Source organism: Streptomyces naganishii JCM 4654 (assembly GCF_014650575.1).
GTDB lineage: Bacteria > Actinomycetota > Actinomycetes > Streptomycetales > Streptomycetaceae > Streptomyces > Streptomyces naganishii.
This window is the reverse complement of sequence record NZ_BMVF01000015.1, coordinates 147,641-168,958: the sequence shown is the minus strand read 5'-3', so window position 1 is coordinate 168,958 and position 21,318 is coordinate 147,641. Positions and strand designations below refer to the sequence as shown.

Annotated in this window: 22 protein-coding genes; 6 read left to right on the top strand and 16 right to left on the bottom strand. The window is 75.0% G+C overall.

What is annotated here, in order from left to right:
* Window positions 1–569: 569 nt before the first annotated feature.
* The 10 genes from IE217_RS25480 to IE217_RS25435 form a co-directional block, all read right to left on the bottom strand.
* Window positions 570–1,031, bottom strand: a complete 462-nt coding sequence (locus tag IE217_RS25480) for an anthrone oxygenase family protein (RefSeq protein ID WP_190180276.1) — start codon at window positions 1,029–1,031, stop codon at window positions 570–572.
* Window positions 1,028–1,423, bottom strand: coding sequence for a SchA/CurD-like domain-containing protein (locus tag IE217_RS25475; protein ID WP_189703655.1), 396 nt, complete (start codon window positions 1,421–1,423; stop codon window positions 1,028–1,030). Before IE217_RS25475 ends, IE217_RS25480 begins: the two co-directional genes overlap by 4 nt.
* Window positions 1,423–2,187, bottom strand: a complete 765-nt coding sequence (locus IE217_RS25470) for an SDR family NAD(P)-dependent oxidoreductase (RefSeq protein ID WP_229865601.1) — start codon at window positions 2,185–2,187, stop codon at window positions 1,423–1,425. The genes IE217_RS25475 and IE217_RS25470 overlap by 1 nt, the downstream gene beginning before the upstream one ends.
* Window positions 2,184–2,453, bottom strand: coding sequence for an acyl carrier protein (locus tag IE217_RS25465; RefSeq protein ID WP_190180275.1), 270 nt, complete (start codon window positions 2,451–2,453; stop codon window positions 2,184–2,186). Before IE217_RS25465 ends, IE217_RS25470 begins: the two co-directional genes overlap by 4 nt.
* 98 nt (window positions 2,454–2,551) lie before the next feature.
* Window positions 2,552–3,382 (bottom strand): AfsR/SARP family transcriptional regulator, encoded by an 831-nt coding sequence (locus tag IE217_RS25460; protein WP_189703652.1) that lies wholly within the window; start codon window positions 3,380–3,382, stop codon window positions 2,552–2,554.
* Between the two features lie 28 nt (window positions 3,383–3,410).
* On the bottom strand, window positions 3,411–4,169 hold the full coding sequence (locus IE217_RS25455) for a thioesterase II family protein (protein WP_229865599.1): 759 nt from the start codon (window positions 4,167–4,169) through the stop codon (window positions 3,411–3,413).
* Between the two features lie 74 nt (window positions 4,170–4,243).
* Window positions 4,244–5,041, bottom strand: coding sequence for a 4'-phosphopantetheinyl transferase family protein (locus tag IE217_RS25450; protein WP_190180274.1), 798 nt, complete (start codon window positions 5,039–5,041; stop codon window positions 4,244–4,246).
* Window positions 5,041–5,322 (bottom strand): acyl carrier protein, encoded by a 282-nt coding sequence (locus IE217_RS25445; protein WP_190180273.1) that lies wholly within the window; start codon window positions 5,320–5,322, stop codon window positions 5,041–5,043. The genes IE217_RS25450 and IE217_RS25445 overlap by 1 nt, the downstream gene beginning before the upstream one ends.
* Before the next feature lie 18 nt (window positions 5,323–5,340).
* Window positions 5,341–7,080 carry an acyl-CoA dehydrogenase family protein gene (locus tag IE217_RS25440; RefSeq protein ID WP_190180272.1) on the bottom strand — a complete coding sequence of 580 codons (1,740 nt, stop codon included), beginning with the start codon at window positions 7,078–7,080 and terminating at the stop codon, window positions 5,341–5,343.
* A gap of 54 nt (window positions 7,081–7,134) precedes the next feature.
* On the bottom strand, window positions 7,135–7,347 hold the full coding sequence (locus IE217_RS25435) for a hypothetical protein (protein ID WP_190180271.1): 213 nt from the start codon (window positions 7,345–7,347) through the stop codon (window positions 7,135–7,137).
* Window positions 7,348–7,536: 189 nt separating this feature from the next.
* On the opposite strand from IE217_RS25435, the gene IE217_RS25430 reads away from it, so the two are divergent.
* From IE217_RS25430 to IE217_RS25415, 4 genes are all read left to right on the top strand, one after another.
* Window positions 7,537–8,142, top strand: coding sequence for a hypothetical protein (locus IE217_RS25430; RefSeq protein ID WP_190180270.1), 606 nt, complete (start codon window positions 7,537–7,539; stop codon window positions 8,140–8,142).
* Window positions 8,143–8,267: 125 nt separating this feature from the next.
* Entirely contained in the window at window positions 8,268–8,474 is a 207-nt protein-coding gene (locus IE217_RS25425; RefSeq protein WP_190180269.1) for an acyl-CoA carboxylase epsilon subunit, read from the top strand.
* A gap of 123 nt (window positions 8,475–8,597) precedes the next feature.
* Entirely contained in the window at window positions 8,598–10,358 is a 1,761-nt protein-coding gene (locus IE217_RS25420; RefSeq protein ID WP_190180268.1) for a fatty acyl-AMP ligase, read from the top strand.
* Window positions 10,359–10,380: 22 nt separating this feature from the next.
* Window positions 10,381–11,637 (top strand): acyltransferase domain-containing protein, encoded by a 1,257-nt coding sequence (locus IE217_RS25415; RefSeq protein ID WP_190180267.1) that lies wholly within the window; start codon window positions 10,381–10,383, stop codon window positions 11,635–11,637.
* 15 nt (window positions 11,638–11,652) lie between these two features.
* On the opposite strand, the gene IE217_RS25410 is transcribed toward IE217_RS25415, so the two are convergent.
* The 4 genes from IE217_RS25410 to IE217_RS25395 all read right to left on the bottom strand — a co-directional run bounded on the left by IE217_RS25410 (window position 11,653) and on the right by IE217_RS25395 (window position 16,583).
* Window positions 11,653–12,267, bottom strand: a complete 615-nt coding sequence (locus tag IE217_RS25410) for a response regulator transcription factor (RefSeq protein ID WP_190180266.1) — start codon at window positions 12,265–12,267, stop codon at window positions 11,653–11,655.
* Between the two features lie 63 nt (window positions 12,268–12,330).
* A complete protein-coding gene (locus IE217_RS25405; protein WP_229865598.1) occupies window positions 12,331–13,530 on the bottom strand; it encodes a sensor histidine kinase in 1,200 nt (399 codons plus the stop codon).
* 237 nt (window positions 13,531–13,767) lie between these two features.
* Window positions 13,768–16,284: a TOMM precursor leader peptide-binding protein gene (locus IE217_RS35130; protein WP_268249172.1), complete on the bottom strand. Its 2,517-nt coding sequence runs from the start codon at window positions 16,282–16,284 to the stop codon at window positions 13,768–13,770.
* On the bottom strand, window positions 16,281–16,583 hold the full coding sequence (locus IE217_RS25395) for a hypothetical protein (RefSeq protein WP_190180264.1): 303 nt from the start codon (window positions 16,581–16,583) through the stop codon (window positions 16,281–16,283). Before IE217_RS25395 ends, IE217_RS35130 begins: the two co-directional genes overlap by 4 nt.
* Window positions 16,584–16,919: 336 nt before the next feature.
* Here IE217_RS25395 and IE217_RS25390 point away from each other — a divergent pair, with 336 nt between their 5' ends.
* Both IE217_RS25390 and IE217_RS25385 read left to right on the top strand, forming a co-directional pair.
* A complete protein-coding gene (locus tag IE217_RS25390) occupies window positions 16,920–17,714 on the top strand; it encodes an AfsR/SARP family transcriptional regulator (protein ID WP_190180263.1) in 795 nt (264 codons plus the stop codon).
* A gap of 286 nt (window positions 17,715–18,000) precedes the next feature.
* Entirely contained in the window at window positions 18,001–19,590 is a 1,590-nt protein-coding gene (locus IE217_RS25385; RefSeq protein ID WP_190180262.1) for an acyl-CoA carboxylase subunit beta, read from the top strand.
* A gap of 103 nt (window positions 19,591–19,693) precedes the next feature.
* Here IE217_RS25385 and IE217_RS25380 read toward each other — a convergent pair whose 3' ends face one another.
* Both IE217_RS25380 and IE217_RS25375 read right to left on the bottom strand, forming a co-directional pair.
* Window positions 19,694–20,842 carry a DUF6745 domain-containing protein gene (locus tag IE217_RS25380; RefSeq protein ID WP_229865596.1) on the bottom strand — a complete coding sequence of 383 codons (1,149 nt, stop codon included), beginning with the start codon at window positions 20,840–20,842 and terminating at the stop codon, window positions 19,694–19,696.
* 21 nt (window positions 20,843–20,863) lie between these two features.
* Window positions 20,864–21,190 carry a DUF8820 family protein gene (locus tag IE217_RS25375; protein ID WP_190180261.1) on the bottom strand — a complete coding sequence of 109 codons (327 nt, stop codon included), beginning with the start codon at window positions 21,188–21,190 and terminating at the stop codon, window positions 20,864–20,866.
* Window positions 21,191–21,318: the final 128 nt, after the last annotated feature.

Here is a 21,318-nt window from a genome sequence, read left to right as displayed (position 1 = left end):
CCGGGCACACCCCCGGCAGGGCAGCCCATCACCGGGCGCGACCCGGCCCCGAAAAGGCAGCACGGCCGACCCGCACGGCAGGCACCCCGCCACCACTGGAACGGACGCCCCCCGCGCGCCCGGCGCGGCCGCAGGCGAAAGCCGCTGACACGCCCGGCAGTTGACACGCCGGACCACGCCCCACCCCGGACCCCCGGACAACCGATCGCGCCCCCGGCACACCCCCGGACAGCGGCCGGGCTGCCCGGGCACACCCCCGGCAGGGCAGCCCATCACCGGGCGCGACCCGGCCCCGAAGAGGCAGCACGGCCGACCCGCACGGCAGGCACCACGCCACCACTGGAACGGACGCCCCCCGCGCGCCCGGCGCAGCCGCAGGCGAAAGCCGCGCCCGCGTCGCCCGGCGCAGCCGCGGGAGGGGTTCGCCGAGACGTCACGGTCGCCGACCCGCGCGCCCCCGGCGGGCCGCGGTCGCCGGGGGCGGGGCCGTGTGCGGTCCGCTGCCGTCGGGGCCCGGGCCGGGGGCGTCGTGCGGGCGGGCGCGCCGGGCCACGACGGCCCGGCGGGGCTCACAGGCTGGTGACCGCTGTCGCCGTGGTGACGAGGGCCAGGACGGCCAGGGCGGTGCGCAGGTGGTGGAAGCGGCGCCAGGCGGGGCGGGGGTCCTCCCAGTCGGGCGGGATCTCGGCGGGGTCGGTGATGGACTTGACCCGGCGGTTGATGGGGACGTTGCACAGGTGCGAGACGCCGGAGACGCCGAGCAGCAGCACGGCGGCGAGGGCGAACAGGCCCCGCGCGACGCCGTCGCCGAGCACCGCGAGCACCGCGTTGACGGCGGTGCTGCCGAGCACGATCGCCGGCATCGTGGGATCCCAGTTCCGTCCCAGCAGCTTGTGCGCGTACACGTAGGTGCCGGTCTCCATCGCGAACAGCGCCGGCAGCACGCTGAGCGCGACGGCGAACAGCACCCCCGCGGTCACGCCGCCCCCCAGCAGGGCGGCGACCGCGAGGACTGTCTCGGGCCCGGTCATGACCTGCCGGCCTCCGCCGGGTGGGTGTCCACGGTGAGCTGGGCGATCGTCCGCATCGTCGACTCGCGGAAGTGCTCCGCGAACCCGGCCGGCGTCGTCGTGTCCACCGTCCGCGGCTCGGCGAGGTAGGGCGCCAGCTTGGTCTCCAGGATGTGGACGCCCTTCTGCGCGGCCATGTGCCGGCCGATCGCCGCGAAGTCGCCCTCGTAGTGGATGACCCGGACCAGGACGTCGTCCTTGATGAACACGCCCGTGCCGAGCAGCTTCCCGGCCGCGTCGCCGTCGTCGCCGGCGAAGTCGGGCCGGTCCACCCGCTGGAAACCGGCGAAGATCTCGGCGATCTCGTCCTCGTGACCGGGCTTCATCCGGTACGTGATGGCGGCGTAGGGCATCAGATTCCTCCGTCTACTTCGATGGTGGTGCCGGTGACGTACGAGGCCGAGTCCCCGGCGAGGTAGAGCACCGCCCCGGCGACGTCCTCGGGGCGCCCGAGGCGGCCGAGCGCGGTCAGCGCGGTGAGCCGGGCGGTCAGCTGCGGCGGCAGGCCCTCGTCCTCGGTCTCGGTGACCCCGGGCGCGACCAGGTTGACGCGGATCCCCCGGCCGCCGAGCTCCTTGGCGAGCGCGCGGGTGAACCCGGCGAGCGCCGCCTTCGACGCGCTGTAGTGCACGCCGAGCGGCCGCCCCCGCAGGGCCACCGAGGCGCCGATGCCGACGATCGACGAGCCCTCGCCCAGCAGGTCGAGCACGGCCTGGGTGACCAGGTAGGCCGAAGTGGTGTTGTGGTCGAGGACGCGGTGCCACTCGTCCTCGGTGAGCTTCTCGAACGGCACGTGTCCGTCCACGCCGAGGTTGTTCACCAGCACGTCGAGACCGCCGAAGCGCTCCCGCACCGCCTCGGCCGCGCGCTCGGCCCCCGCCCGTGTGGTCAGGTCGGCCGCGACGAGCGCGAAGTCGGCGCCGAGCACGGTCAGTTCGGCGGTGAGCCGGCCGGCGGCCGGGCCGTCGCCGCGGTGGGCGACGGCGAGCCGGGCCCCGGCCCGGGCGAAGGCCAGCGCCGTCGCCCGGCCGATGCCCCGGGTGCCCCCGGTGACCAGCACCCGCCGGCCCGCGAGGGAACCCGGCGCCTCGGCCCGCGCGGGGGGCGCACCGGTCACCGGACCGCCCCGGCCCGCGGCGCGGTGGCGGCCATCTGGAGCAGCATGCGGGGCGTCTCCGCCTCGGCGACCGCGTCGTCGTCCAGCACGATGCCGTACTTGCGGTTGATCACGCTGGTGACCTGGAGCAGCGCGAGGGAGTCGTAGCCGAACTCCAGGAAGGGGGTGTCCAGCGCGTTCTCGCCCTCGAAGGCCATGCCCTCCTCCGGGGCGCCGACGCATTCCAGGAGCAGCTCGCCGAGCTCGGACAGGGTGATGTCGCTCACGATGGTTCCTTTCGGTCCTTCGGCAGGGGTGTGGGACGTGCGGACGGAACGCCGGTCCCGCCCGTGGCGGCCGGCCGTGCCCGTCACGGCCGGCGGGTTCAGTGCCGGCCGGCCAGCAGGCGGGCGCCGCCGGGCGCCGCGCCGGCCGGGTCGAGGTGGGGCGAGGAGTCGAGCACCGCGCGGTGCAGGTACTCGATGCCGGGCGAGGGGTCGAGGCCGAGGCTCTGGTTGAGCGCGGTGCGCAGCTGCCGGTAGACCTCCAGCGCGTCGCTGCGCCGCCCGGCCCGGTACAGCGCGAGCATCAGCTGCTCGTGCAGCCCCTCGTGCAGCGGGTGCCGGGCGGCCAGCCCGCACAGCTCGCCGACGAGCTCATGGTGGCGGCCCAGCCTCAGGTCCGCCTCGATCCGGCCGTGAAGAACGCTCATCCGCGACTCGTCCAGCCGCGTGGCCTCCACCTCCAGCAGGGCCCCGCACTGCACGTCCGCCAGCGCCCGGCCGTGCCACAGGGCGAGCGCCCGGCCGAAGTACGACGACGCCTCCGCCCAGTCGCCCTGCTCCAGGGCCCGGTGCCCGACCGACGCCAGGGCGTCGTACTCGCGGGCGTCGATGAGCCCGCCGTGGGTGTCGAGCCGGTAGCCGCCCGGCTCGGTGCGCAGCACGCTCTTGGCGCCGTTCGGCAGCTCGGCCTCCTCCTCGCCGAGCGCGGCGGCGATGACGTGCCGTATCTGGAGGATGTAGGTCTGCAGCGTGGTCTGCACACTGCGTGGCGGGCTCTCCCCCCACACCTCCTCCACCAGCGAGGCGACCGAGACGGCCTCGTCGGCCTGGAGGGCGAGCAGTGCGAAGACCTTGCGCGGCTTGACGGCGGTGAGGTGCACCGGCACGCCGGCCAGAGTGGCCCGGAACGGGCCGAGGACGCTGATGTCCATCCGCGTAACTCCAATCGGAACGATGTGGTCAGCGGGCGGGCACCGGCGCCGCGGCGCGCAGCACCTGCCCGACTGCTCGCGGCACCTCACGCCCGCGGACGAAGAAGTGCGCGCCGGGGACGGTCCGCAGCCGGAAGCCCGCGCTGGTGCAGTGCCGCCAGGCGTCCACCTGGGCCACGGTCACCATGCGGTCGTCCCGGCCGGCGAACGCCTGGATGGGACAGGTCAGCGGACGGGCCGGCGCGCCGCGCAGACCCCGGGCCAGCAGCAGATCGGCCCGCAGCGTGTCGAGGGTGGCGCGCAGCCAGCCGGGGCGGCGCAGCAGTGCCTCCGGCAGGCTCTCCTCGTCCGCCATCGCCTCCATCAGCCGTTCGTCGGTCAGCTCGTCCAGGTCGGTGCGGTCCAGCAGGTCCGAGGGCAGTTGCGGGGCGGCGCACGCGCCGACCAGCAGCAGCCGCGGCGCGGGCAGCCCGGCCGCGACGCGGGCCTGGGCGAACCGGTGAGCCACCAGGGCCCCCATGCTGTGCCCGTAGAAGGCGTGCGGCTCCTGAAGGAGGTCCCCGAGGTCCTCCTGGAGGTCCGCGACCAGGCGTGCGGGGTCGGTGAGCCGCGGCTCGCGCGTCCGGGTCTCCCGGCCCGGCAGCCGTACGGGCAGGACGTCCACGTCCGCTCCGGCGCGCTGCCGCCACCCGGCGAAGGCCATGGCGCCCGCGCCGGCGTGGTGGAAGCACAGCAGCCGCGTCCCGGAGCCCTCGGCCCCGGGCCGTACCGCGAGGTATCGGTGCACGCGGACCCCCCTTCGGTCCCGCACCGCTCGGCGGGTGCGGGTGTCGAGCGTCACCGCAGCACCTGGAAGCCCGCTCAACGCGCGCTCAAACGGGGGTCGGGCACCACGGGCAGCAGCGGCCGGGCCGCGGCGGCGGGCCCGCGCCCGCCGAAGCCGGGGTCGTAGACGGCGGCGCTGACCATGTACGAGTCGTCCACGAGCCAGCTGTGGAAGGACCACTCCCAGCCGGCGCCCGGGGTGCCGTCGGGCCGCAGCATCTGCACCTGCCGGTCCTCGGGGGTGAACCCGAACTCGGTGAAGCGGAACCTCAGTCCCTGCCCGATGGCCTTGCTGTACGCCTCCTTCAGCGTCCACAGCCGCACCAGTTCGCCGTTGCGCCGCTCCCGGGGGACGGCGAGCACCGCCTCCAGCTCGTACGGGGTGCACACCTGGCGCTCCGTGCCCAGGCCGAGCATCCGCCGGCCGGCGTTCTCCGCGTCGACGCCGATCCGCCCGTTCCGGGTGAGGCCGACGACGAGGAGTTCCTCGGTGTGGCTGAGGCTGACGTCCAGCTGGTCCACTCCGCGCAGGTGCGGGCGCCCGCCGGGCTTGTAGGCCAGCTCCAGTTCGTCGGGCTCGGCGCCCAGCACCGCCGCGGCCGCCGACTTCAGCAGCAGCCGGGAGGCGACGAAGCGGGAGCGGTTGGGGACGTGGTTCATCTCCAGCAGCCGCTTGTGGTCCCGGCCGAGGGCGGCCGCGAGGCCGGGCCGCTCGAGGTCGTCGGGCAGCCAGTCGGCCACGGCCGCGTAGAGGACCGACGTGCCGGAGGACTCCACCTCGCGGCGCACCGGCAGCCAGGAGTCCGCGGGGCCGCGGTTGCGCAGCGGCCGCATCACGCCACCGGCAGTCCGGTCGTGCGCTCCAGCCGGCCGGCCAGGGCGCCGAGCGTGTGGACCCCGAGCAGCAGGTCGGGCAGGGACACCTCGCGCAGCACCGGGAAGCGCGCCTCCAGGCGGCCCTTGAGCTGCAGCAGCATGACCGAGTCGAAGCCCAGGTCGTGCTGGAGGTGCTGGCCCGGCTCGAGCCGGCCGGGCGGCCTGCCGAGGATGCGCGCCGCCTCCTCGACCAGCACGGCCAGCGCGGTGCCGCCGGATGTGGTCGCGTTGTCGTCCATGGCGTACTCCTTGTGTGCTCATCGGCCTATCGGTGTGGCGTACAGGTCGTAGCTGCGGGCGTCGTCGAAGCGGTCCAGCACCTCGGCGAGCAGGTGTTCGGCGCCGGCCTCGGGGGCGCGTACGGCGGTGCGGTCGAGGCGGCCGACGATGCGGGCCAGCGCCATCGCCGCCCAGGCCGGGTCGGCGAGCAGCCCGCCGTCCGGGCCGGCGCCGTGCTGCCACACGCCGAGGCAGGCCGCGCCGGCGGCGATCAGGGCGTAGCGGTCGGCCAGGGCGTAGACGCGGGGGCTCAGGCCGCCGGCGGGCCGGCGCTCGGCGAGCCGGGCGCAGTCCTCGCGCAGCAGCCGCAGTTCGGTGGCGAGCGCGTCCGCCGCCTCGCCGAGCGCGCCCGCGAACTCGCCGCGCGCGGCGCGGGCGCTGCGCACCGCGGCGGGCAGCGAGGCGAGCAGCGAGTCGCCCGGGGCGGCCGACGTCAACTCCTGCGGCGACACGGATGGCAGGTCGTCGTCGTGCGGCCGGAACAGCCGGCCGAAGTCACCCTCCGAACCGTCGGCGGCACCCGGCTCCGTCGCGCGCAGCAGGTGTTCGATGATGACGCCCCGGCTGGCCGCGGTGCCCGCGCTGCCGAGCCCGATCATGGGCAGGTCCCGGGCCGCCTTCTGGAACATGCCGTAACTGCCGCTGGTGGCGTACGACTCGGAGCCGAGGACGACCGACAGGTCGTAGACCATCTCGGTGAGGACGGTCGGCAGCAGGTACTTCACCACCGCGCTCAGCGTGCGGCTCTCGCGCGGCAGGAGGTGCACACCCCGGGTGGCGACCAGCGACAGGCAGTCGCACACCAGCAGGTCGGTGAAGGCGTCCACCAGAGCCGACCGCGTACGGGCGCTGCGCAGCGAGGCACGGCTGCGGGCGCGGTGCGCGCGGGCGAAGGCGACGGTGGTGCGCAGCGCGGTGTCCGCGCAGCCCAGCGCCATCGAGGGACCGGTGCTGCGGGTCACGGGAAAGGCCCGCTCGGCCAGGACCGCGCCGCCGCCCTCGGCGCCCAGCAGCCCGTCCGCGCCGATGCGGTGACCGGAGAACCGCAGCCCCTGGATGACGCACCCGCGGATGCCGCTGGTGCGCCGCCGGGGCAGCAGGTCGACGTCTGCCGCCCCGGGGCCGGGGAGCAGGAACGCGGTGTGGGCGTCCTCCCCGGCCTCGGGGGTGTGCGCGAACACGACGAGCGAGTCCACGCGCGCGGCGTTGTTGAGGGCCTCCTTGCGGCCGTCGAGCCGGTGGCCGCCCGGGACCCGGGTGGCGGTGAGCCGGTTGTGCAGGAAGTCGTTGCCCGGCACCGGCTCGGGATAGGCGCCTGCCATCCGCCCGCCGCCGAGCAGGAGTTCGGCCGTCCGTCGCCGCTGCTCCTCGTTCCCGTCCGCCCACACCACGACGGCCGCCAGGTACGACGTCATCCCGTAGCCGAGCCCGAGGGCGGCGTCCCGGCGGAAGACCGCCCTCAGCACCCGGGCGAGCACGTCGAGCCGGTCGAGCCGGCCGCCCAGTTCGCGCGGCACGAACTCGGCGTTGAGACCGAAGTCGTCCAGCAGCCGCTCGGCGGCGGGCAGCAGGTGCTGCCTGCCGTCGGCGGCGAGGAAGTGGTCCGCGCCCAGCGGGTTGCCGGGGTCGTCGAGATCACCGAGGTCGTGTTCGAGCCGCGCTATACGTTCCCGCACGGCCTGTTCGGTGCTCTCCGCCCTGTTCACCGTCGTGGTCATGGCTGTCTCCGTCCTCGATCGGATCCCGCTGGGGCCCTGCATAACCGGCGTGACTCAAGAGGCCCTCAAGTCCTGCCGGGCAGGGTCCTCGTCGAACGGCAGCCGCGGTACGGGTGTGCCGTCGGCGGCGAAGTCGACGCCCCCGAGCCACAGTCCGCCGTACGCGACGAGCGCGTACCAGACGGGCCGGACCATGCGGTCGATCGCGAGCCGGGCCGTGCGCCCGGAGCCGCCGGCGAGCCGGCCGACGTCGTCGGTGATGGTCATGAACGTCCCTTCCGTCGGTTCCTCCCGGCACCGCGCCGGGACGGGGAGGGTCGCCCTCCGGCCTCGGCACGCCCTCGAGGAACCCTCGCGGCACCGGCGTTCGAGCGGGATTCGAGCGCGGCATGGTCAACTGGGCGCGCGTACGACGGCGTGTGCGCGCGGAACGGCGGGAGGAGGTGAGGCGGGCCGATGCCCCAGCGGAATACCCTCAGCCGGGTGACCGTGGTGCAGCGCTTCGCGCCGGCACGCCCCGGCGAGGCGCTGGAGCCCGCACTGCGCGCCTACGCGCGCTACCGCGAGGGCCTGCGCGGCTACGACAGCGGAGTCACCCTCCGCCTCCTGGAGCCCACCTCCGGCTACGTCCGCCTCGACCTGTGGCACGGCATGGACGCCCTGCTGCGCGCGACGCACGACGACAGCTTCCTGCCCCACCTGGCCGCGGTGCCCTCCCCCACCGACCACGAACTGGCCGTCAGTGTCGGCCGCATGCCGGCCACCGTCCCCCTCGCAGAGGCCGCCCACCTCATCCTGGTGCGAGCCGTGGTGGACAGCGAACCGGCCCGCTTCGAGATGGACTTCGGCGCCCTGGTCGGCCAGTGCGTGACCGCCGAGGGCTACGGCGGCAGCGACCTCCTCCGCTCGGTGGTGGACCCCCGCGCCTACACCGGCATCCTCTGGTGGCACACCCGGCCCCACTGCGTCCGGGCCCTGTCCACCCCCGGCTACCTGGACCGCCGCACCAAGCTGACCACCACGGCCACCATCACGGAGTCCCAGGCAACCCGCCTGGACTGACAAGGACCGCGCCCCCACGGTCCGCACGCGCCCTCCGGCGGAAGCGGGCCGACCCACGACGCACCGCGGGCGACGCCGGACCACCCCCCGAGCCCCCCTCGAGCCGCCACCGCCACCCTCCCGGCATGGATCACCCGCTGTCCCTCTCCATAGTCCGAGGCCACCCCACCCCCGAGGAACTGGCCGCCCTGACCGCCGTACTCCTGGCCCGCCTGCGCGCGGCCACCCCGGACACACCCCCCGAGGACGCCCCCGCCCGCGCCCCCTGGACCCCCACCCGGCCCCGCCGCCGCCCCCCGGTCGCGTGGTCCCGGGCACAAGCCCGGCCGTGAGCCCGGCCAGCCCGCGTCGAGCTTCCCTCTAGGCCCCCCGTCCTACGTTCGAAAACAGGATGGTTCCGGGCGCACGAAGACGGGTCGGGCGCCCGGCACGACGACCTGCCAGGGGGACCCCACATGAGCGATCACCACACCTTCGTAGAACTGATACGCGACAGAGTCGCGCGCACCCCCGACCGCGAGGCCCTGCTGCTCCTGCCCGACAGCGACGAACGCGGCCGGCCGAGCCCGGTCTCCTACGGCGCCCTGGACTCCGCCGCCCGCGAACTCGCGGGCTGGCTCCAGGCGCGCGGCGCCCTGGGCGAGCGGGTGCTGCTGATGCACACCTCCCGCCGCCAGTTCGCCGTGTCGTTCCTGGCCTGCCTGTACGCCGGCGCGATCGCCGTCCCGGCCCCGCCCACCGGCGGCGGCCGTCACCACGCGATGCGCGTCGCGGGCATCGTCAAGGACGTGGCGCCCTGCGCGACCTTCACCGACGCGGCCCTCGCCCCCGACGTCTCACGGCTCCTCGCCGGCTGCGGCCACGGCTCCGTGCCCTGCCTGGCCGCCGACGCGGTGCCCGCCCGCAGCCCCTGGCGGATGCCCGAGCTGTCCGCGGACACCGTGGCCTACCTCCAGTACACCTCCGGCTCCACCGGCGCCCCGCGCGGCGTGGTGGTGACCCACGGCAACCTGCTGGCGAACCTGCGCTCGATCGCGCACGCCCTGGACACCGGGCCGGGCGAACGGATCGGCGGCTGGCTGCCGTTCCACCACGACATGGGCCTGGTGGGCCAGTTGCTGCTGCCGCTCTCCCTGGGCGGCACCTCCGTACTGCTCTCGCCCGAGGCGTTCCTGAAGCGCCCGGCCCGCTGGCTGGAGGCGATCGGCCGCTACGAGGTGGCGGTCAGCGGCGCTCCGGACTTCGCCTACGAACTGTGCGTGCGCCGCGTCCCCGAGGAGGAGGCCGGGCGCCTGGACCTGTCGGGCTGGCGCACGGCGGTGACCGGCGGCGAGCCGGTCTCGGCGAGCACCGCACGGGCCTTCACGGAGCGCTTCGCCCCCGCCGGCCTGCGCCCCGGCGCGCTGACGCCGTGCTACGGCCTGGCCGAGGCGACCCTGCTGGTCGCGGCCCAGCGCACCGGGGAGCCCTTCACCGTGCGCCGGGTGGACGGCGCCGCACTGGAGCGGGACCTGCTGCGCGAGCCGCGGCCGGGCCGCCCGGAACGCGGCCTGGTGGCCTGCGGCCGCCCGGCGGGCAGCGAGGTGCGGATCGTCGACCCGGAGTCGCTGCGGGCGCTGCCGGAGGGCGAGGTCGGCGAGATCTGGGTCCGGGGCACCGGGGTGGCGGGGGGCTACTGGCGTGACCGGGCGGCGACGGCCGAGGTGTTCGAGGCGGTGACCGGGGACGGCGAGGGCGGCTTCCTGCGCACGGGCGACCTCGGCGCGCTCGTCGAGGGCCGGCTGCACGTGACGGGCCGGCTCAAGGACGTGATCATCGTGGCCGGCCGCAACGTCTATCCGCAGGACCTGGAGCACGCGGTGCAGCGCATCGGCTCGATGTTCGGCCCCGGCACGGCCTTCGCGGTGCCCGGCGAGCGCGAACGGGTCGTGCTCGTACAGGAGTTGCGCACCCACCGCCGCTACGGCCTGGACCTGCCCGGGCTCACCGCGGACGTGGAGCGTTGCCTGGCCGAGGAGTTCGAGGTGGCCGTGGACGGGGTGCTGCTCGTACGGCCGGGGACGATCCGGCGTACGACCAGCGGGAAGGTGGAGCGGGCGGCGACGCGCCGGCTGTTCCTCAGCGGTGAGATCAGGCCCCTGCACCAGCGGCTCGGCAAGGAGTTGGTGCCGGCTGCGACCGGACGGCGGTCCGGCGCCGCGGCACGCGCCAGGTGAACGCGTCGGAGAGGAGCAGAAGGTGAGCGGATCGGGGCGAGGTCTGCCGGACGAGCAGGGCTATGTCGAGTGGCTCACGGAACGGGTCGCCGAGCACGTCCGCAGGGAGGTGCGCGAGGACATGCCGCTGATCGAGTGCGGTCTGGACTCGGTCGCGCTGCTGGGCCTGTACGGCGACGCGGAGGAGGCGTTCGGCCCGCTGCCGGACCATCCGGTCGAGGTCTGGTCCTACCTCACCATCCGGGGGCTCGCCCGCAGACTGGCCGACCGGGACCGGGTGACGTGGCCCGACGGCAGGGTCCGTACCGCCTTCGTCTTCACCGGGCAGGGCTGCCAGCACCCGTGGATGACCGCGGGGCTGCACGGGCACTGCACGGCCTACCGGCACCACCTCACCACCGCCGACGAGGCACTGTCGCCCCATCTGGGCCGCTCCGTGGTCGAGTTGGTCCTGGAGGGCAGCCCACTGGTCCACCGCACGGCGCTGACCCAGCCCGCGCTGTTCGCCGTCGGGTACGCGCTGGCGATGACGCTGCTGGAGGAGGGCGTCGAGCCGGTGGCGCTGCTGGGGCACGGCATCGGGGAGTTCGCGGCGGCGACCGTGGGCGGGGCGCTGCCGCTGGGCGCGGCCGCGGAACTGGTCGTGGCCCGGGGCGCGCTGATGGAGCAACTGCCGCCCGGCGGCGGGATGATGGCGACCTGCGCCAATCCCTACGAGGCCGCCGAGGCGGCGACGGCGGAGCCGGGGGTGTCGATCGGCGCGGTCAACGCGGCGCGGGCGACGGTGCTCTCGGGTGATCTGGCGGGCCTGGAGCGGGCCTCCAGGCGGCTGGCGGACGCCGGCATCGCCAGCACCATGCTGAAGGTGACGCACGCCTTCCACTCGCCGCTGATGGAGCCCGTGGCGCCGTGCCTGGAGGAACTGGTCCGCCGCATGCCCACGGGGACGTCACGGGTCCCCTTCTACTCCACGGTCTACGGCCGCCGCTACGACGGCCCGCTGGACCCGGCGTACTGGAGCCGGCACATCACCTCGCCGGTCCGCTTCGCCGACGCGGCCCGGGCCCTGCTCGGCGAGCGGCGCCCGAGCCATGTGGTGGAGATCGGCCCCAAGGCGGTCCTCACCGCCTTCCTGCGCCGTATGGGCGGCACCCGCGGCCCCCGCTGCCTGCCCATGTGCCGCGGCCCCCGCACCAACGCGGTGGACCTCGCCGGCACGCTCTCGGCCCTGAACGCGGGCCCCCTCTCGGAGGACGAGGACACCTCCCGGCGCACCTGACACACGCGCCGGGGACTACGGCACCCAGCCCGCCTCCTCCGCGATGCGGATGGCGTCCACGCGGTTGCGGGCGTGGAGTTTGTCCACGATGGCGGTGAGGTAGTTGCGGATGGTCCCCGGCGTCAGGAAGAGCTGGTCGGCGATCTCCGCCGCGTCCGCGCCGCCCGCCGCCAGGCGCAGCACCTGCGTCTCGCGCGGCGAGAGCGGGTTGTCCGGCGCCTCCCAGGCGCTGAGGGCGAGTTCGGGGTCGACCACGCGGCCGCCTCCGGCCACCGTCCGCACCGCCTGCGCCAGCCGGTCCGGCGGCGAGTCCTTCAGCAGGAATCCGGAGACCTGCGCCGCCATCGCCCTGCGCAGGGTGCCGGGGCGGCCCAGGCTGGTGAGGATCAGGCTGCGGCACTCGGGCAGCCTGGCGCGCAGTTCCGCCGCCGCGGTGAGCCCGTCGGTGCCGGGCAGGTCGATGTCGATGACGGCGACGTCGGGCCGTACCTCCAGCGCGGTCTTCACGATGAGGTCGCCCCGGTCCACCGACGCGACGACCTGCACGTCCGGCTCCAGCTCCAGCAGCGCCACCAGCGCTCCCCGGATCATGTGGACGTCCTCGGCGAGCAGCACCCGCACCGAAAGCATTCGTATCCCCCTGTTCCCCCGATGAGTTTCCCGCCAGGGCCCGCAGGGCCCGCACGTGCGCGCTCAGGCCACCGTCGCGTCCGGCTCACCGGCGTCCGGCTGCCCCGCGGCCGGCCTTCCGGCGCCGGGCTCCCGGCCGGCCGGGCAGTCGACGGTCACGGGCTTGACGGGCGCCTCGGCGACGAGCCGGAACCGCCCGCCCCGGGCCGTGGACGCGGTCAGCCGGCCGCCGATGTCGGTGAGCCGGGTGCGCAGGTTGCCGAGCCCGCTGCCGCTGGCGCCGCCCGCGGGCACCGCCTCCCGTTGCGGCACCACGCCGTCGTTCACCAGCGTCAGACGCACCGTCTCCCCTTCCACCGAGGCCGAGATCTCGCACGACTGCACCTTGCTGTGCCTGAGGATATTCGTCACACCCTCCCTGAGGGCAGTGGCGAGCACGGTGTCCACGAGCGGGTGCAGCCGGCCGCAGTCCACGTCGAGTTCGACCTTCACGTCGGCGGCGGCCATGACCTCGGCGACCGCGTCGGCCTCCGTCTTCAGCGACATCTCCCGGTAGCCGCTGGCCACCAGCCGCACGTCGGCGAGGGCCTGGCGGGACACGCCGAGCACCCCCGCCACCTCCTCGCGCGCCCGGTCGGGGTTGGCCGGGATGAGCCGGTGGATCAGTTCGCTCTTGAGGGTGATGGTGGAGAGGCTGTAGCCGAGCAGGTCGTGCAGGTCCCGGGCGAACCGCAGCCGCTCCTGGGTCACCGCCATGCGGGCCATCTCGGCGCGGGTGGCGTGCACTTCGTGCACCAGGTCGGTGAGGCGGGTCAGGCCGTAGACGACGAGCCCGGTCAGCGCGGTGGAGATGGTCAGGTAGCCGACCTCCAGGGCGGTTACGTGATCGGAGGCCGTCCAGCCGAGGACGGAGAGGATCACCGCTCCGTAGCACGGCCAGGCCAGCCGGGCCGGTAACAGCAGCAGAATCGATCCGCCGAGAGGTCCCGCCATACTGCCCCAGGCGACGCCGAACCACGCCATGGGCACGTACGTGAGCAGCGCCTGCGCGGACACCGCCAGCGCCCGGCGGCGGACGGACCACCGCCGGGCGCCCGGGGAGACGACCAGGAACTGCACGGCGTAGAGCACCAGCACCCCGCCCAGGCAGACGGCGAGCAGGAGCCCGGAGGAGACGACGCTCTGCACGTTGAGCAGCGTGATGACGCCGAAGCCCGATATGACGGTGATGCTGATGCCCTGCGCGAGGCGCGGCGCCGGCACCTCCGATCGGCCCCCCAGCCGTCTCGCCCGCCCACAGGGCTGCGCATCACACATTCCCCCTTGTCCGGTAGTCCGGATCCTCACCCCAGAACGCGGGACAGCCCTTCAAGTGGCAGAAAAAAGGGTGCTGTTCGGTCGGCACCGCCCTGAATCCTCGTGTGGGACTCGGGAAGATCTGGGACTGAACTATAGGCGGTACCGGCACGACACAGGAGGTGTGTGATAGATACAGGCGTTCTACACGGGGAGGGGAACCGGGTTCAGTTCCTCGAACGCCGTCGGCCGGGAGCGGTGACCGGTTCGCACCGGCACGTCGTAGAGCCTGCCGGGGGCGAACCTGGCGTAGAAGGGCCGTAGTCCGGGCACCACGACCTTCACCACCGGAATGCCGACGTCCGGCCGGGTCTGGTCCAGCACCAGCAGCTCCATCCCGTGCCGGGCCACCAGCGCGGTGATGTCCTCGACGTCCGCCAGCAGGTCCTCCCGCCGCCGGTGAGCGGGCCAGGCACCCGGTCCGCGCGCCGGCTCCCCCTGGTCCGCGAGGAGTTGGGGTTGCGACAGCAGGGTGCCGCCGGGCATGGGCTGCGGGGCGGGCAGCAGCTGCGCCGCCTCGGTCACCGCCCGGCGCAGGGCGAGCCGCGGATCGAGGTGCGCGCCGAAACCGCACACGAAGTCGGGCTGCCCGTCGCCCTCGGGCATGGACACCGCGGCCACGGCCGGTACGCCGAGGTCGGTGGTGAGGTCGAGCGCCGCGAGCGTACGGCCGGCGCGGCCGAAGGCCTCCCGCAGTCCGGCGAGCCAGGGCGCGTCGAACGCGTCGAGGTCCAGGGCGGGCACCCTGAGCCGGTTGTACCACCACACCGCCACCGCGTCCCGCTCCACCAGCTCCAGGAACCCCTGCACCACCGCGTCCTCCGGACTGCTGCCGGCCGCGTTGCCGTTGGAGTCCGCCCACAGCCCGTCGGGGGCGCCGCCGGGCGAGGTCTCGAAGTAGAGGGTGGAGGTGGGCAGCAGCCGCCGGGTGCGCCCGGTGAGCGACCACAGCGGTGTCCAGTCGGTGGGCGCCGATGTGTCGAAGGGCCGGGCCACCTGGTGGAACGGGCCGTGGACGGCGTTCCAGCGGTCCCGCACGGCGTACTGCCGGTCGTGGAAGAGCTGGCAGTCGTTCGGGTGCACGGCCGCGGCGCCGAGCCCCGCCCAGGTGTCGCGGACGGTCGGCTCGTCGCCCTGCCGGGCGGCGCAGTACCGTTCCACCGCCTCGCACAGCGCGCTGGCCCTGGCCTCCACCGCGGTGGCGCCCTTGCCGCCGCTGCGCGCCCGCAGCACCCGGCGCACCCCGGCCGGGGAGTGCGCCCGCAGCGCGAGGTTGTGGCCGGAGTCGTAGGCGTACAGGCCCTCCGGCAGCCCGGCCACCGGCCGGATGCCGGTCACGATGCCGGTGAGCGGCCCGACGAGGTGCGCGTGCCGGTCGAGCATCGCCTCGGCGGACAGCGCCCGGTCGTTGCTCCCGCCGCCGGCCGCCTTGGGGCGGGACACCAGGACCACCGGCCGCCGGGTCCGCGCGGCCACCAGTCCGGGGTCCCCGCAGTCGGGGCACTGCGGGCGCCGGGTGACCGGGTGGTGGGTGCTGCGCAGGGTCAGGCTGTCCAGCACGCACACCGCCCGCTGCTCCGGCACCCGCAGCCCCGCCAGCCACTTCGACGCCTCCAGGGCCGCGCTGTGCAGACCGAGGGTGCGTACGGCGGCCAGCGACGGCGCGGGCCGGGCCACCGGTCCGTCCAGCCCGAGCACCCGCTCCACCTCCAGCTCCGCACGCCGATGGGCACGGAGGCGGTGCGCGAGACACGTCCAGCAGGGGCCGGGGTCGGCGTCGGGGGCGAGGCACCGGGCGCCGGCCGGGCCGCCGGGCGCCTGGCCGGCCGGGCCGCCGGGCGCCTGGCCGGCCCGGTCGCGGGGCGCCTGGCCGGCCCGGTCGCGGGGCGCCTGGCCGGCCCGGTCGCGGGGCGCGTGACCGGGGGAGCCTTGGGGCCGGTGACCGGGCGAGTCATGGGGCGCGTGACCTGGAGAGCCGTGGGGCGCGTGACCGGGCGGGCCTTGGGGCCGGCTGCCTGCCGGACTCCCCTCCCCGTGACCGGGCGGTGTGAAGACCGGTCCCGTCCACGGCTCGGCGCCGTACGGTCTGGCCAGGAGCCAGGGCCGCCCCCGGCCGCGCAGAAGCGCGGCCAGGGAACGGAGCCGTGGGTGCAGGTAGTCCTCGCACAGCACCAGAGCGAACGGCGCGTCCACGTCGGCGCCGACCGTGTCCAGCCCGGCGGCGCGGCACACCGCGTGCGCCTCGTCGCCGTCGACGTCTCCCACGGTGATCAGGCTCACCGGGGTGGAGCGGACCCGTTCCTGGGCGGCTGCGCCCTCGAGTCCGGCGCGGTCCCAGTAGGCCTCCGCGGACCGGCCCTCGGCGCCGGCGTCCTCCGCGCGCCGGCCGTCGGACCGGTATCCGACGAGGTTGGCCTCGGCCAGGCGGCGCACCAGGCGCCCCGCCTCGGCCACGGGCATCGCCGCCGCGGCCTCCCGCAGCAGCTGAGGAAGCGTGCGGCTGCCGTCGAGCAGGGAGGCCAGGGTCTCCACCCCGGCTCCCCGGACCGCCGTCACGTCCTTGTCCGACCAGACGAACACGGCCTCGCCGGGGACCGACTCGGCCCGCACATGGCGTTTGAAGGCCACGAAGGGGCCGGCGGGGCGGTCCGCCCCGGTCACTCACTCACTCCGGGGACCGGCAGCTCCGGGGCCCAGCACACGCACCAGCCCGCGGGCGAGTCGGTGCCCACGGCGCCGAGGCTCTCGACGACACGGTCCCCGCCGGCCGCGGCGGCCGTCCCGGCGCCCGTGCTGTTCGCGGCCACCAGTACGGCGGGGGCCCCGGCCTCGCCGGCGGGCAGTCCGAACTCCCGCAGGACCGCCGCCGGGTCCGACTCGAAGCGCCGGGCCAGCTCCGGCTCCAGACCGGTACGGGCCGCGAGTTCGGCGAATCGCATGATTTCCTCTGCCACGTTCATGGGGGCTCCTCTGTGTGAACCGTCCGGGACCATCGAATCCCGGACGAACGGGTTCGGGCGAACGTCGATCACATGGACGGAAACGAACGGAAAGCGTTCCGGTTCGAAGGCAGTTGCACCGGTTCGAACCCCGTCGGTGTGTGCTTCGAGAGTCTGGATCGGGCCACGGCCGGCCGGACAGTGCCACGCTCACGGGAGACCCATGACATTTTCATGATTGAGCGCATGTGTGACTCACTGGGCCGGCCCGGCCCCCGGGTGCGAGTCTCGGTAGCCGGACTCCGTAGGTGCCGCCACTGGAGCACCGGGGCGGCCGCGCCCGAGGGGGAGATGCATATGGAGATCAAGGTCCTGGGGGCGCTCGCAGCGCACGAGCGCGGGGTCCCGGTGGTACCCACCGCCGCCAAGCCCCGCCAGCTGCTCGCCCTGCTCGCCCTGCACGCCGACCGCGTCGTCGCCGTACCGACGCTGATGGAGGAGATCTGGGGCCAGAACGTGCCCCGCAGCGCCTCCACCACCCTGCAGACGTACATCCTCCAGCTGCGCCGCAAGATCGCCGCCGCGCTGGCCGGTGACCCGCTGCTGGACGCCAAGGACGTGCTGGTCACCCGGCTCGGCGGCTACATGCTCCGGGTGCAGCCCGGACAGGTCGACGCCCACGAGTTCGAGCGGCTCTCCGACAGCGGGCGCACCGCCTTCGAGCTCGGCGACCACCGCACGGCCTCGGACCTGCTGCGCCGGGCGCTCGCCCTGTGGCAGGGCCCGGCCCTGGTCGACGTGCCGGCCGGCGCCGTACTGGAGCTGGAGGTGCTGCGCCTGAACGAGGAGCGCACCACCGCCCTGGAGCGGCGCATCGAGGCCGACCTGCGGCTGGGCCGCCACGCCGAAGTGGTGCCCGAACTGCGGGTGCTGGCCGCCCGCCACCCGCTGCACGAGGGTTTCTGCGCCCAGTTGATGCGCGCCCTGCACCGCACCGGCGGCAGCTGGCGGGCGCTGGAGGCCTACCAGCGGCTGCGCGGCTCCCTGGTGCGCGAGCTGGGCCTGGAGCCCTCGGCCGCGCTCCAGGAACTCCACCAGGCGGTCCTCGCCGGCGACCCGGACCACATGCTGCACCCGGCCGCGGCGGACTAGGGAGCAGGTCCTCTCCGGCCCAGGGACGGGCAGTCGGGGGACGGGCGGCCCAGGGACGGGCAGTCCGGGAACGGGCGGCCCAGGAACGGGCAGTCCACGGACGGGCGGCCCAGGAACGGGCAGTCCACGGACGGGCAGTCCGGGACGGGCGGTCCAGCGGCGGGCGGTCCAGCGGCGGGCGGTCCAGCGGCGCGCGAGCGGCGGGCTAGCGACGGCCGAGCGGCGGGCGAGCCGTTCTCCGCGCGGTGTGCCGGGGCCTTTGAGGGGCCGTCCCTACGGTGCCGCAATGACGACCTTCGACGAACTGCTCGCCCTCGCCCCCGCACCCGATCTGCGCCGCTCCACCGACGAGCTGAAACGGCTCAAGGAGGAGCTGAGCCGGGGCCCCGACCCCGAGGCCACCCGCCGCCAGCACGCCAAGGGCAAGCTGACCGCCCCCGAACGGCTCCGGCTCCTCTTCGACGAGGGCACGTTCACCGAACTCGAGCCGCTGCGCCGGCACCGGGCCACCGGATTCGGCCTGGAGGACCGCAAGCCGCACGGCGACGGAGTGGTGATCGGCTGGGGCCTGGTGCACGGCCGCACCGTCTTCGCGTACGCCCACGACTTCCGCGTCTTCGGCGGCGCCCTGGGCGAGGCCCACGCGCAGAAGATCCACAAGGTGATGGACCTGGCCGAGGCGGCGGGCGCGCCCGTCGTGGGGCTCAGCGACGGCGCCGGCGCCCGCATCCAGGAGGGCGTCACCGCGCTGGCCGGCTACGGCGGCATCTTCCTGCGCAACACCCGCTCCTCCGGGGTGATCCCGCAGATCAGCGTGATCCTCGGCCCGTGCGCGGGCGGCGCCGCCTACTCGCCCGCTCTCACCGACTTCGTGTTCATGGTGCGCGGCACCGCGCAGATGTTCATCACCGGCCCGGACGTGGTGCAGGCCGTGACCGGCGAGCGGATCACCCATGACGGTCTCGGCGGCGCCGACGTCCACGCCTCGCTGTCGGGCGTGTCCGCCTTCGCCTACGACGACGAGGAGGACTGCCTGGCCGACGTGCGCCACCTGCTGTCCCTCCTCCCCCAGAACAACCGCGAGCTGCCGCCCGCCGTCCCCGCCTCCGACCCCGCCGACCGGCGCACCGAGGCGCTGACCTCGCTGGTGCCGGCGGACCCGCAGCAGGCGTACGACATGCGGGCGGTGATCGAGGAGATCGTCGACGACGGCGACTTCCTCGAGGTGCACGCGGGCTGGGCGCAGAACGTGGTGTGCGCGCTGGCCCGGCTCGACGGCCACGTGGTGGGCCTGGTCGCCAACCAGCCCGCCGCGCTCGCGGGCGTGCTCGACATCCACGGCTCGGAGAAGGCCGCGCGGTTCGTGCAGACCTGCGACGCCTTCAACATCCCGCTGGTCACCCTCGTCGACGTGCCGGGCTTCCTGCCGGGCGTGGACCAGGAGCACAGCGGCATCATCCGGCACGGCGCCAAACTGCTCTACGCCTACTGCAACGCGACCGTGCCGCGCATCTCCCTGGTGGTCCGCAAGGCCTACGGCGGCGCGTACATCGTGATGGACTCCCGCTCGATCGGCGCCGACCTGTCCTTCGCCTGGCCCACCAACGAGATCGCGGTGATGGGCGCGGAGGGCGCGGCCAACGTGGTCTTCCGCCGGGAGATCGCCGCCTCCCCCGACCCGGAGGCCACCCGCGCCCGCCTCATCAAGGAGTACAAGGCCGAACTGATGCATCCGTACTACGCCGCCGAGCGCGGCCTCGTGGACGACGTCATCGACCCGGCCGAGACCCGTGCGGTGCTCATCCGCTCCCTGGCCATGCTCCGCGCGAAGAACGCCGCCCTGCCGGAACGCAAGCACGGCAACCCCCCGATGTGACCGACCCGCCCGCCGCCCCCGCCGCCCCCACCGCCCCGACGGCCGCGGGAGCAGCGGGGGCGGCGGGTCTACAGAACTCAGGGCTGCCGGACAGGCCGGGAACTCAGGTCTCCCGCGCCGGCGTGTACTCCGCCTCCTCCAGGCCGAAGGTCCAGGCCACCCCCTCCTTGGCCGTCCGGGTGCGCGGCGGAACCCGCAGCCAGTACGTACGGTGCGAACCGTCCGGCTCGGGAGTCGAGTTGACCACCTCGACCATCACCAGCGGCTCGTCCCCCGCCAGTTCGATGCGCCACAGCACCCCGGCCTCGTCGCGCTGCACGGGTTGCGCACCCGACTCCTCCAAATAGCGCTCGTAGCCGTAGTGTTCCAGCATCACGCGGCGCAACTCGGCGTTCTCCTCCTCGCGTATGCGGCGCGGGGTGAGCGCGGCGAGGCCGTCGAGGAACTCGGCGGGCACCGGCATGCCGTGCCAGGCGTGCAGCGCGAACCCGTCCGGGAAGGCGAGCGCCGGGCCGTCCCCGCGGTGCAGCCGGCCGGCCTCGTCGCGGTGCAGCTCCAGGGGCCGTTCCGAGACGATCGCCGTCCTCTCGTACGGCCACCACCAGCCCGCCGCACGCGCGACCGCGGCGATCCCGGCGAGCGCCTCCCCGCCCTCCAGGGCGTCGAAGGCCGCCAGCCAGGCCGCGTCGTGCTGGCCCAGCACCGCGTCGAGCAGCACGAGCCGGACGGCCTGTTCCGACCTCGCGCCCGCCACACTGGTGCCACCGGTCACGCCGGTGCCACCGGTCACGCCGGTCGCGGCCTCCACCACACCCGTCCTGATGCGCTCGCTCAGGCCGGCCGTGACCGGCCACAACACGGCACCCGTCACGGCCCACCGCCCGGCCCACCCGGCCGGTCCGAGCCGCCCGGAGACACTCTCGCGCGCGGTGGCCCACTGCCGGGTGCGCACCTCGTCGCGGACGCTGCGCCCGGCCGTGCCCTCGGCCGTGAGCCGCGCGGCGAGCACGGCGCCCTCGAGTGGCGAGTCCGCCCAGAGGATCCGCTCCGGCTCGGGCAGGCCAGCCAGCCGGTAGGCCAGGCACACGCCCTCCTCCGCGGCGGCGCGGTCCGCCGCCCCGGTCGCCGCCGCCACCTCGCGCCACACCGCGGCGGCGTCCGCCGGCGCGCCCTGCGCCGATCCGGAGTCCCCGAGTGCCGTGTCCGGCAGTGCGGTCGCCTTCGGCGCCGCCGTATCCGTACGTACCGTCATCGTCCCGCTTCCCCCGCCCGTTCAGTCCGCCACGACGCGCACCGCGCCGGGCGCGTACTCGCGCTGCCGCACCACGCGGTACCAGCCCTTCGGCAGCGGTATCGCCGCGTGCTCCTCGTGCACCACCCGCCCGCCGTCCGGGAGATGGAGGTAGGAGGCGCCGAACGGCCCGGACTCCCGGACCAGCGTCCCCGGCCCGACCACCGCGTGGGCGTGTCCGGTCACCTCGCCGAGCGCCAGCACCAGCCTGCCCCGGGCGTCCCGCGGCTGCCGCGGCAACCGGTCCGCGCCCGGCGGCACGGCCTCCTTCGCCACGGGCACGATCAGGACGTCCCCCTGCCGGTACATGCGTGTCTCCCTTCGCCGTCGGCGCCTCGCCGACCCGATGACCACGAAGCTACGGCAGGGGTCTGACAACGCATCCGGCCTGCGGATTCACCGCTTCCACCGCCGTGGGCGCAACGGCCGCCGGGGGC